The sequence below is a fragment of the Enterococcus sp. AN402 genome (assembly GCF_040719405.1).
GTDB classification, from domain to species: domain Bacteria; phylum Bacillota; class Bacilli; order Lactobacillales; family Enterococcaceae; genus Enterococcus; species Enterococcus faecalis.
This window is the reverse complement of sequence record NZ_JBFDTM010000004.1, coordinates 57,382-68,788: the sequence shown is the minus strand read 5'-3', so window position 1 is coordinate 68,788 and position 11,407 is coordinate 57,382. Positions and strand designations below refer to the sequence as shown.

The 11,407-nt window shown below is 35.7% G+C and carries 11 protein-coding genes and 1 other annotated feature; all 11 genes read right to left on the bottom strand.

Going from position 1 to position 11,407, the window contains the following annotated elements:
- Window positions 1-20 precede the first annotated feature (20 nt).
- The 11 genes from AB1I62_RS01675 to AB1I62_RS01625 all read right to left on the bottom strand — a co-directional run bounded on the left by AB1I62_RS01675 (window position 21) and on the right by AB1I62_RS01625 (window position 11,401).
- Window positions 21-2,663: a valine--tRNA ligase gene (locus tag AB1I62_RS01675; RefSeq protein WP_048737552.1), complete on the bottom strand. Its 2,643-nt coding sequence runs from the start codon at window positions 2,661-2,663 to the stop codon at window positions 21-23.
- 102 nt (window positions 2,664-2,765) lie between these two features.
- Window positions 2,766-3,005 (bottom strand) — a binding site (T-box leader).
- 49 nt (window positions 3,006-3,054) lie between these two features.
- Window positions 3,055-3,543: a thiol peroxidase gene (gene tpx / locus AB1I62_RS01670; RefSeq protein ID WP_002355111.1), complete on the bottom strand. Its 489-nt coding sequence runs from the start codon at window positions 3,541-3,543 to the stop codon at window positions 3,055-3,057.
- 63 nt (window positions 3,544-3,606) lie between these two features.
- On the bottom strand, window positions 3,607-4,254 hold the full coding sequence (locus tag AB1I62_RS01665; protein ID WP_002365189.1) for a redox-sensing transcriptional repressor Rex: 648 nt from the start codon (window positions 4,252-4,254) through the stop codon (window positions 3,607-3,609).
- 129 nt (window positions 4,255-4,383) lie between these two features.
- Window positions 4,384-5,598 carry a tRNA uracil 4-sulfurtransferase ThiI gene (gene thiI / locus AB1I62_RS01660; protein ID WP_002359156.1) on the bottom strand — a complete coding sequence of 405 codons (1,215 nt, stop codon included), beginning with the start codon at window positions 5,596-5,598 and terminating at the stop codon, window positions 4,384-4,386.
- A gap of 91 nt (window positions 5,599-5,689) precedes the next feature.
- Entirely contained in the window at window positions 5,690-6,808 is a 1,119-nt protein-coding gene (locus tag AB1I62_RS01655; protein ID WP_002365190.1) for a site-specific integrase, read from the bottom strand.
- The gene (locus tag AB1I62_RS01650; RefSeq protein ID WP_002399131.1) at window positions 6,783-6,995 is read right to left on the bottom strand and encodes a DUF3173 domain-containing protein; all 213 of its coding nucleotides are present in this window, start codon (window positions 6,993-6,995) and stop codon (window positions 6,783-6,785) included. Before AB1I62_RS01650 ends, AB1I62_RS01655 begins: the two co-directional genes overlap by 26 nt.
- Window positions 6,996-7,087: 92 nt before the next feature.
- On the bottom strand, window positions 7,088-7,444 hold the full coding sequence (locus AB1I62_RS01645; protein WP_010823197.1) for a lipoprotein: 357 nt from the start codon (window positions 7,442-7,444) through the stop codon (window positions 7,088-7,090).
- Window positions 7,445-7,509: 65 nt separating this feature from the next.
- Complete coding sequence (locus AB1I62_RS01640) at window positions 7,510-8,046, bottom strand: EF0163 family protein (protein WP_033594329.1); 537 nt, start codon at window positions 8,044-8,046, stop codon at window positions 7,510-7,512.
- On the bottom strand, window positions 8,043-8,267 hold the full coding sequence (locus tag AB1I62_RS01635) for a hypothetical protein (protein WP_002371406.1): 225 nt from the start codon (window positions 8,265-8,267) through the stop codon (window positions 8,043-8,045). The genes AB1I62_RS01640 and AB1I62_RS01635 overlap by 4 nt, the downstream gene beginning before the upstream one ends.
- Window positions 8,268-8,279: 12 nt before the next feature.
- The gene (locus AB1I62_RS01630) at window positions 8,280-9,308 is read right to left on the bottom strand and encodes a phage tail tip lysozyme (protein WP_033594352.1); all 1,029 of its coding nucleotides are present in this window, start codon (window positions 9,306-9,308) and stop codon (window positions 8,280-8,282) included.
- 41 nt (window positions 9,309-9,349) lie between these two features.
- A complete protein-coding gene (locus tag AB1I62_RS01625; protein WP_367018969.1) occupies window positions 9,350-11,401 on the bottom strand; it encodes a hypothetical protein in 2,052 nt (683 codons plus the stop codon).
- Window positions 11,402-11,407: the final 6 nt, after the last annotated feature.

The window sequence follows — 11,407 nt, the reverse complement described above, 5'->3', positions numbered from 1 at the left end:
GTTTTGTTGTCTTTTCTTTTTTAGATTGAACGTAATTGGGCAATCCGTTCTTTGACAGCCTCTTGTTTTTCAAGGTAGTCTTTTTCTTTTGCACGTTCTGCTTCCACGACCTCATCTGGTGCATTTGACACAAAACGTTCATTTGAAAGTTTGCCTTGCACACGTTTGACTTCTTTTGTCCATTTGTCTAATTCTTTTTCTAAGCGAGCAATTTCTTCTTCAATATTAATCAAACCAGCTAATGGTAGGAATAGTTCTGCGCCTGTTAAAACAGCGGACATGGCTAATTCTGGCGCTTCTATTTCACGACTGATGACTAATTCCTCTGGGTTACAGAAGCGTTCCAAGTAGCTAGTATTAGCTGTTAAAAATTCTTCTACTTCTGTATCGTTTGTTTTAATTAACAAAGTAATTGGTTTAGAAAGTGGTGTATTCACTTCTGCTCGAATATTCCGAACCGAACGAATAACTTCTTTCAGAACTTCCATTCCTCGAGCTGCTGCTTCATCGTTAAATTCTTCATGAACAACTGGGTACTCTGCCACAACCAATGACTCACCTTGATGCGGAATTTTTTCCCAAATTTCTTCTGTTACAAATGGCATAATTGGATGCAATAAGCGTAAGATTTGATCCAATGTGTACACCAAGATGCTCCGTGTTGTTTGTTTAGCTGCTTCATTTTCTCCGTAAAGAATTTCTTTACTCATTTCAATATACCAATCACAGAAATCATCCCAGATGAAGTTGTATAATTGGCGACCTGCTTCACCGAATTCAAAGCGATCAAATAATTCTGTCACACGGGCGACTGTTTCGTTTAAGCGCGTTAAAATCCAACGATCAGCGACAGTCTTTTCACCACTAAAGTCAATATCTGCAGCAGTCATACCTTCTACATTCATAATAACGAAACGACTTGCATTCCAGATCTTATTGATAAAGTTCCAAGAAGCATCCATTTTTTCATAACTAAAACGAACATCTTGACCAGGTGCTGAACCATTTGATAAGAACCAACGTAACGCATCTGCGCCATATTTTTCGATGACATCCATTGGATCAATCCCATTCCCCAATGATTTACTCATTTTGCGTCCTTGCTCATCACGAATTAAGCCGTGAATTAAGACATTTTGGAAGGGACGTTCGCCTGTAAACTCTAAGCTTTGGAAAATCATACGACTTACCCAAAAGGCAATAATATCATAGCCAGTAACTAATGTGCTTGTTGGGAAGTAACGTTGATAATCTTCGCTTGCTTCGTCCGGCCAACCCATCGTTGAAAATGGCCATAATGCAGAACTAAACCATGTATCTAAGACATCACTATCTTGAACCCAGTTTTCACTGTCGGCTGGTGCTTCCATCCCAACATACATCTCGCCCGTTTCTTTGTGATACCAAGCAGGAATTTGATGGCCCCACCATAATTGTCGCGAAATAACCCAGTCATGAATATTTTCCATCCAACGTAAAAATGTTTGATTGAAGCGTGGTGGATAAAATTCAACAGCGTCTTCTGTTTTTTGATTTTCTATTGCTTTTTCAGCTAATGGTCCCATTTTTACAAACCATTGGGTCGATAAACGAGGTTCCACGACAACGCCTGTTCGTTCTGAATGGCCCACGCTGTGATTCATTGTTTCGATCTTAATTAAGCGACCTAATTCTTTCAAGTCAGAGACAATCGCTTTACGTGCAGCAAAACGATCCATTCCTTCATATTTTCCAGCCAGTTTATTCATCGTGCCGTCTTCGTTCATAACATTTACTCGAGGTAAGTCATGACGATTACCGACTTCAAAGTCATTTGGATCATGAGCAGGTGTGATTTTTACAACCCCTGTTCCAAATTCCATATCTACATAGTCATCTGCAATAATTGGAATTTCTTTATCGACTAATGGCAAGACAACTGTCTTACCAATAAGTTCCTGATACCGTTCATCTTCTGGATGGACCGCAATCGCCGTATCTCCCAACATTGTTTCAGGACGCGTTGTCGCAATTTCAACAACGCCAGAACCATCTGATAATGGGTAGCTCATGTGGTAAAAAGCTCCTTCAATATCTTTATGGATTACTTCAATATCAGACAATGCTGTTTTCGCTTTTGGATCCCAGTTAATGATATATTCACCACGGTAAATCAAATCTTTCTCGTAAAGAGAGACAAACACTTTACGAACGGCCTCAGATAGCCCTTCATCTAAAGTAAAACGTTCACGGCTGTAATCTAAAGAAAGGCCCATTTTTGCCCACTGTTCACGAATGTGAGAAGCATATTCTTCTTTCCATTCCCACACTTGATCAACAAATTTTTCACGACCTAAGTCGTAACGTGAAATTCCTTGTTGTGCTAGTTTCTCTTCTACTTTTGCTTGCGTGGCAATTCCGGCATGGTCCATTCCTGGTAGCCATAACGTATCAAAGCCTTGCATTCTTTTTTGGCGGATAATCATATCTTGTAATGTTGTATCCCAAGCATGCCCTAAGTGTAGTTTCCCTGTTACATTGGGTGGTGGAATAACAATTGAATAGGGCTTTGCTTTTTTGTCGCCACTTGGTTTAAATAAATCTTGATCTAGCCATTTTTGATAACGGCCAGCTTCGATTTCTGTCGGTTGATATTTCGTTGGTAAGTTTTTTTCTTCTGACATTTTTTCCCCTTCTTTCTTAAAATACGCGATTTGGAGCGGTAATTATTTTACAAATGAGTTTTTTGGGCTAAACACTAAAATACGCCCTAAAATACTTTCGTATTTTAGGGCGTAGATTCATCTTATTTACGCGGTACCACCTAAATTGCATTTGAATTGAATTCATTCAAATGCCACTCATTCGTGAGATAACGTTCACGAAACGAATCGTTCTACTAACGTACTGTGTTCAAACCATTGACTCACAAGCTACCTTCTCACTGGTTGTGTAAAAGTCTTGCACCTGAACGACTTTTTCTCTAAAACGACGCCAATGATACTCCTCTTGTTCGCTGTCTTTGCTTCATTCTACAATGAAGCGCAAGCAAAGTCAATTTGTAATCTAGAGGGATTACACTTTTTTTGCAGCTTCTAACGCTTGTTGATAATCGGGTTCCGACGAAACTTCTGAGACGATTTCTTCATAAACTAACGTTCCTTCTGGGTCAATCACAAAAATAGCACGTGCTAAACGGCCCATTTCTGGAATATACAAACCATAAGCTGCACCAAATGAGTCTTCAGTATCATGAAGCATTTCCATTTCGACACCCTCAGCGGCACACCAATTTGCTTGTTCTTCAACTGTGTTATTGGAAATCGTGATAATCTGAACACCGTCTAATTTCGCCGCTTCTTGATTGAAACGTTTCGTTTGCAGTGAACAAACACGTGTGTCGATATCAGGAACCACACTAATTAAAACCGTTTTACCTTTATAATCTGCCAAGTTGATTTCTTGGTTGTTTAAATTTTTCAAAGAAAAGACGGGGGCTTTTGTGCCAACTTTAGGCTGCTCACCTGTCAATTCTAATACGTGCCCTTTTCTTGTAACATTCATTCTGAAATCCTCCTTTTCCACTTTCAATAATAAGTATAGTAGAGGATTTTTATGAAGACAATTTTATTGCTTTGGGCTATTTGCTAGTGAAAAAGTTTCATTAAAATAAATCAGTGTTTGCAGTTCCGTTGTTAAATCAATATACTGCACACTAACGTTGGCTGGCACACTGACACGGTCTGGCGCAAAATTTAAAATCGCAGTCACACCCGCTTGTACAATTTTGTCGATGGCTTTTTGGGCATGGTGACTTGGTACTGTAGAAATGGCTACCGTGACCCCTTCTTGTCGAACGAATGCTTCTAACTCAGACATATCATGAACTAATAATCCATTAATCGTGGTGCCAACTAAAGCTGAATCATTATCAAAAGCACAGACAATATTCAAATTCTCGTTGCGTCTAAAATTATTTTTTAATAATGCCTTGCCTAAATTGCCACAACCAATCAGAGCAATTCTTTTTTCTTCTTGCGTATTTAAAATATTACTAAATACCTCAATTAAATACGGCACATCGTAACCATAACCGCTTCGGCCCAGTTCACCAACGTGGGAAAAATCACGCCGAATCGTTGCAGAAGGAATCTGGATCATTTCACTAAACTCTCGTGATTTAATGCGTTTAACACCAGAATCCCCTAACATTTTTAAATAACGTAAATAAACCGGCAAACGTTTTGCCGTTGCTTTAGGCATTTTTTTCTCCATCCTCTGTCCTCCTTGTTACCTACTTCACATATTCAGTTTATCACGGTTCCCCTCTCCGAGCAACTTGTTTGTGAAATAAGTACAAAATAAATACAGTGACGTCTAAGCGACCGTCACTGTATTTATTTCTTATAGGAAATCTGCAAATTCGTCTTCTTGTTTATCTTTCGCTGTTTCTGCTGAAATCTCTGTAATTTTGAGTCCTTCTAAGGCCCGAGCCATTAAACCTTCCAAGTCTAAGCGCGCTTCATAATCTTGCGCTTTATCCAAGCGCGGTCGTGTTTTCGGTTGCGGTGGCGCAAAAATTGTACAACAATCTTCGAAGGGTTGGATGGCTAATTCAAACGTGTCAATTTTTTCGGCAATTTCGATAATTTCTGTCTTATCCATTGAAACAACGGGTCGAATTATCGGTGTTGAGGTAACCTCATTAATTGCTACCATACTTTGAAGTGTTTGCGAAGCCACTTGTCCTAACGATTCACCGTTAATAATGACTAAACCTTTCCGCATTTCACGAATTGCATCTGTTAAGCGTAACATTAAACGTCGTGTAATGGTCATTAAGTAGCCTTGGGGAACAACTCGTTTTATTTCTTCTTGAATTTCTGTAAAGGGCACTTCAATAAATTGAATAGTTCCTACATAAGGGACTAATTTTTCAGCTAAATCTTTAGCCTTTTGTAACGCTTGTTCACTTGTATAAGGCGGACTAGCAAAATGGACAGCTTCCACTTCCACGCCACGTTTCATAGCTAAATAACCAGCAACTGGTGAATCAATGCCTCCTGACAACATCAACATACCACGACCACTGGTGCCCACTGGCAATCCACCCGCACCGCGAATCGTTTCATAAGATAAATACGCCGCATCTTTACGAATTTCAATTCTTAAGTTAATATCAGGCTTTTTCATTTGTACTTGAATTTCCGGAATGGCTTCAATAACGGCCCCACCTAATTCTTGATTCAAGCCATTTGAATCAAGTTCAAATGAATGGTCCGAGCGTTTAGCAGTAATTTTAAACGTCTTACCTGGCGTATAAACTTCCCGAACAACCTCTTGAACCATTGCACGAATCGCTGGCATTTCTTTTTCAATACGAATACTTGGCGAAAAATTTTGAATTCCAAACACTTTACTTAGTTTCGGAATCACTTCTTCACTATCTTCCCCATTTAATAAAATATGCATTCTATCTCGATCTGCATGGATTTTCAATGCTGGAAAATCAGCTAACGCACGTTTCACATTTTGTGCTAACTGCATGATAAACGTTTTACGATTTTTTCCTTTAGTTGATAATTCGCCATAGCGAACCATAATTTCTGTATATTTCACTTTCTATTAATCCCTTTCTAAATCGCTTTAAAACAAAGCTTACAATTAGTTTTCATTATATTTGCTAACAATAAAGCTAACAATTACTATTCTAAATTTTTAAATCAGTTAATTTCTTAGAAACATCATTCATTCTTCCATTATAAAGGTGCCCATATTTTTCTAAAGTGGTTGTTATACGACTATGACCCAATCTTTCCTTAATAACCAGTGAATCTTCCTTAAGGGCAATTAACATAGAAGCATGAGAATGTCTTAAAGCGTGTATTTTAATCACTGGCACATCTGCTAAGTCACAAAGTTTTTTAAGCCAGCCATGCGTTGTAGACTTAGCCAATGTTCCACCATCTATAGAAAATATAAGGTTTATTTTTAAAGGAGATTGCTGTTCTCTCCATATTTCAAAAAGCCGTAGCGTTTCATCGTCAAGAGATACCGTTCTAATACTACTTTTTGTTTTTGGCGTTGTAGTTCTAAACTCTCTTTTATTTTTAACAAGCATCGTCTTATTAATATAAACAACTTTACTGTCAAAATCAACATCTTCCCAATTCAAAGCTAAGGCTTCACCTAGCCGAAGACCTGTCATGAATAAAAATCTAAAAAACATTTTTTTAAAGAACAATAAACTATCGCTTTCATCACTAAGCAGCATTACTTTTTGCATATCATCTATAGTCCAAATGTTAACTTCTTTCTCTTCAACTCGAACTCTACTTACTTTTTTTGATATATCTTCATCAATAAATCCAAAAATAAAAGCTCGCTCGAATACGGATTGAATATTACAAATGATTAAATTAATATACTCTGGAGATAAACTTTCACCTGTTTTAGTTTTATACTCACCAGATAAATAATTAATCAATTTTTGTAAATCAACCGTTTCAATAGCATTTATCTGTACCTCATTAAAGATAGATAAATGATTTTCAATTATACCTGTATTGGTCTTAAAAGTACCTTCCTTAACATGATTTTTGTACCAGCATTTATAATATTCTTCGTAAAAATTACCAAATGTAATCTTTTCACGTTTTTCTTGATAATCAATCATAAACTGATTATAAGCTTTTTTTGCCTCCTTTGCTGTCTTAAATCCACGCTTAAATTTTTGTATTCTTTTCCCTTTTAAATCAAAACCCAAACTTGCAACAAAATAATACTTACCTGTCTTTTTGTCTTTATAAACATTTGATGTCTTTGCCACCTTTATTAACCTCTATTCCTAAAATTTCTTCAACTACACTCACAGGAACACAAGAGATTTTCTTACCACTATAGAAGTGGCAACCTCTTTCTACTAGTAAAGCTTTGGCTTCACGAATAACACGTTGTGATTGGTATGGAGAAAATCCAAGGCTAATAATGTCTTTTTTTGTCACAGTACTTAACATTAATAATACCATCTCCTTCTATTTAATTACATAAAAAAAAGCAGTACTTAATTAGCACTACCCTATGTCAAATGTTCATTAAAATTGAATTTCTATTTAAATTTACCCGACTTGTAGATAACTTCATAGTTACCACTAGCTTTCATATCATCAAAAGTTACTTTGCTTTTTGTACTATCTAACTGCTTATCTTCATCATAATAATAAAAATACTCCAATGCACTAGGCTCATCTTTAACAGGAACCCAAATATCAGCCAAATAACGATTAGTGTCTTTATCTTTATACATCAAAAAACTAAAACTATCTTCTGAATACTCATCACCATATGCAGAATCTTTAATTATAGAGTCTTTAAATTCTTCACCTGTTTTATCTAATTTAGAACCACAGGCAGATATCATAAAAATTGCAACAACCATCAACACAATTGAAGCTGCCTTTTTCATTTTATCATCTCCTAACTTATATAAACGTAATACTATTAAATAAAGCAAAAAATTGTATATCAAAATTAATACTCTTGTTTCACTGAGTTATAGGTAATTTCTGCTATCTTATTCCCTTTCACTTTTGCCAGTAAAAGTACCCTTGTTTTTGTTCCGTTTTGTTCACAATCAAGCACGACTGCGTATTCCTTTTTATCATTTTGATATATTGAACTTACTTCACCTTTACTTTCCAATTTTGCACCAGTTTTCACATCAATACCATTTTTCTTTATACATTCAGCAGTCATTAATTTCTTCAATTTTTCGTTACGATCATTGATACTAGAAAAATTAGCATAAGCATTTCCAAAGTCCTCTACCAACTGGTAAGTGTTAGATACCTTTTCTTCCGTTGATTTATCCTTACTCTGTATAGACTTGGTACTACTTTTTTCAGTTACTTCACTTCTTTTCGTAGTATTTATATTATCAACTGGTTTCATAGTCGCCGATTCAGTTGTTGACGAAGCCACCGTTTCATGACCTTTGGTATTTCCTCCACAAGCAGAAAATATTAATCCAACACCTAATACTAAAACTACTAAACTTAACTTTTTCATTTTCTACCTACTTTCTTTGAAATGCGTTGCACTTCTTTAATATACACAACCTTTGAAAAAATTCCCTCAGAAAATTTAACACGATACTCTTTATTATTCACAGCTACTAAAAAACCATCTTGGTACTTTTGAACTGCAAACTCATTTTTTCTACAGTTAAATTTCGAACAGATTTCTTTTATCTGACGATTAGTTAAACCACTTTTCTTACTCAAAATCATTCATAGTTCCTCCTACTTCCTTACTATGCTGGTCACATGTGGAAAATCTAATCCCCAAGTCCGAGAATACTTAGCAACAATTTGACCTTGTTCCGCATTTTGCTCGTATGTTGTAAATATTCCTTTGCCTTCTACGCCTGCAACAACACCAGTATGTCCATAAATACTAGTAGCCACACCACCTTGTCCAAAATTAATAACATCTCCTGCTTTAATATCCGAGTAGTTTGGATTCTTTATCACTTTCCAACCTATTGACGGCCAATTGTAATCATTACCAATCTCACTCGCAAACATATGTCCTGTACCCATCATTTGAAAACCTCCTTGTTTTTCAACAAAAAAAGCAGATAAGCCATAGCACTGCCCACCATTAATAGTTTGTCCCAGTACATTTTCTAAAATATCAATTTCTCCTCCACCAATATTGGCTGAACCTCCGCCCATCGAACCTGTAGAAAGTCGCTTATACCAATTATTAGCACTAGTCTTTCTTTTTACTTGTTCTACAGGATCATCTTTTGTTCCAGCTCGTTCCCACAGCTTCAAAATATCTACCGCAAGTGTATTCACATCTTTTGATTTAGACATTCTTTTAAGTAAGTCACTATCAGAACCATCCTTATTCCATGCAAAATCCATTTGTAAAGCTACTGATTTCCATTCCTTTTTTTGACTTTTTGCAAAATTTAATAAATTAACTCTTCGTCCTGAATCCCATTGCCCTAATCCAATTCCATAACCGCCTAAACTAGCGTTATAAGCAATAGAAGGATTTAAAGCCAAATTACTTTGAATTCTAGCAGGATTTAATCCACTTTCATGTTCCATATTGCCAATCCAAGCGGCTGCAAACTGCAACGTTCCACCGTGTGACGTCACGTAGTTAGAAACTTCTAATGCTACTTTTTCCTGTGGTGTAGCAGGCTGAAACTGGGAAGAATCTCCGCTTTCACTAGAAGAAAATACACCTAAAAATAATAAAAAAGGAAGAATAAAGACAAAGCAACTAGCAATTAAAACCTTATTTGATTTCTTCATGGTCTCTCCTTTCAATAAAAAAGAAGGCTGATAATCATTCATCAGCCCTCTACAACATCAAAATTATATTCTTCCGTGTTCACACTACCAAAAAATTGTTCCTCTGTTTGTTCTAAATTATTGAAGTTTTCTTCTGTTTGGTAAAATGAATAAACGTTATTTAATGAATCATTGTTATTTGTGATTAATTCGCTATCCTCTCTACCATCAAAAAATGCACGTTCTTCACGAGCAAATGCCAACTCATCGAAATTATCAACCCTAACATTCAAATTGTCCGCTATTTCTTGCTCATCAAGTTCTTGGATTGGCTCTTCTCTATCATTTTCACTTGATTCTACACTTGAATCTAAACTATCAAGTTCATTTTCAATAATTGGCTCTAATTCAATATTATTTTCATCAGCTAAAGAAGTATCAGTATCAAAATCAGATACATTTTCATCTAATACAGGAACATCAAATTCTTCTAAAGAATTATCCGCTTCATCATCTGTTGAATCTTCAAAATTATCCACTTCATCAGTTAAAGCTTTATCTTCTATTTCTTCCAATTCCTCATTATCAACATTGGTTGGCTCTTCTACTTCCACAATTTCTTCTTCAGGCAACATATCGTCTTTAAATGGTTGTTGTTCTTCTTGAGTAGAACGATTCAATAATGAATTCAATCCTGTTCTAACACCAGCAAATTGCCCATTATCGTCAATAAAATGGTCTTTAGCTAAGTTCAATGCCTTGTCATGTTTTGGCATTAAATGACTAGCACCATCAGCAGCCAACGCTAAATTTCCAGTGGAAGCACCTATTCCTGCTTTTACTGCTCCAACACCAATTTCACCTGTACGCTCAACCGTTTCTTTTGTTTTTTCATTCATTTTTGATTCAAAAGAAGGTTGTTGAACTTGACCATCAGAAAAGAATGATAATATTTTATATCTGCTTTTCCAAATTTTCCGATACAAAATAATTTTCACCAATGCAGTAACAATTAATGTGCTTAAAAGAAAAACACCACCAGACATCACCATTAATAAACTACTACTTACTTTATCCATCAATCCTAAAAACGCTTGGTCAATTAACTTATTGATCCAAAATAACACAGACAAAAATATACCGAAAACTACAGGTAAAAATAAAATGCCAATTAATGATTTAAAAAATTTAAACATCATCATTTGACACCGAGGGAAGAAAGACACCAACGCAATAATCGGAAAAACAAGAATGAGTAAATCAACAATGATTTGAATTACATTGAGCATAATATTAATATACGTGACAGGCACTGCTAAGACTGCTAAATTGACTAAACCCACACCAACGCCAAAAGCTTTTTCCATTGTTTTTGCTCCGTCCTGTGCGAAGTATGGATTATCTTTCTCATTATTTTTTATATAGGTACTTCTTTCATCCTCAAATTTTGCTTTTTCTTTTTGAGACAATTTAGGTTTTTCTAGTAGTTTACTTTCGTCTAACTTTTTACCATTTTCCATTTTCCCATCAAGTGAACCACTATTTACAAAATTAAATGTTTGTTTTACTGTGGCATCAAAAATAGGACTTTGGTATACTTCTCCATCTTTAGAACCTTCTGTTCCTAAATTGGCACTTGAAGTAAATGTACTTTGTACTCCTTTAGCAATTGCGTTTGTTGATTGAATTAAAAACGTTGAGCCACTTGTTGTGCCTGTTGACGTTGATACAGAGCCAAACCAAAAACCAAACAAAACAACAACTGCTAAATAATGAAGGAACACTTTTGAAAAGCTTCTACGACTGGAAAAGAAATGGTAAAGCAGATAATACGCACTTACAAGAATCGCTAACGCAAATAAAGAACTACCTCTAAATCCCTTGCCACCAAAGCCATTTAAGACATCTTTTGACATATTCAATACCGTTTCTTGTTTTCCTTCAAAGAAACTAGATTGGTTTAAGACGTTCTCACAAAAAAGGAAAAAAGAAGCAAACATTCGTAAGATAAAGAATGGTATATCTACAAAGAACCAATTTACTACTTGCCATCCTTTATCCAACAAACCACCATCAACCGTATACGCACTATAACTGTCAATTAGATACTGCATCTTCTC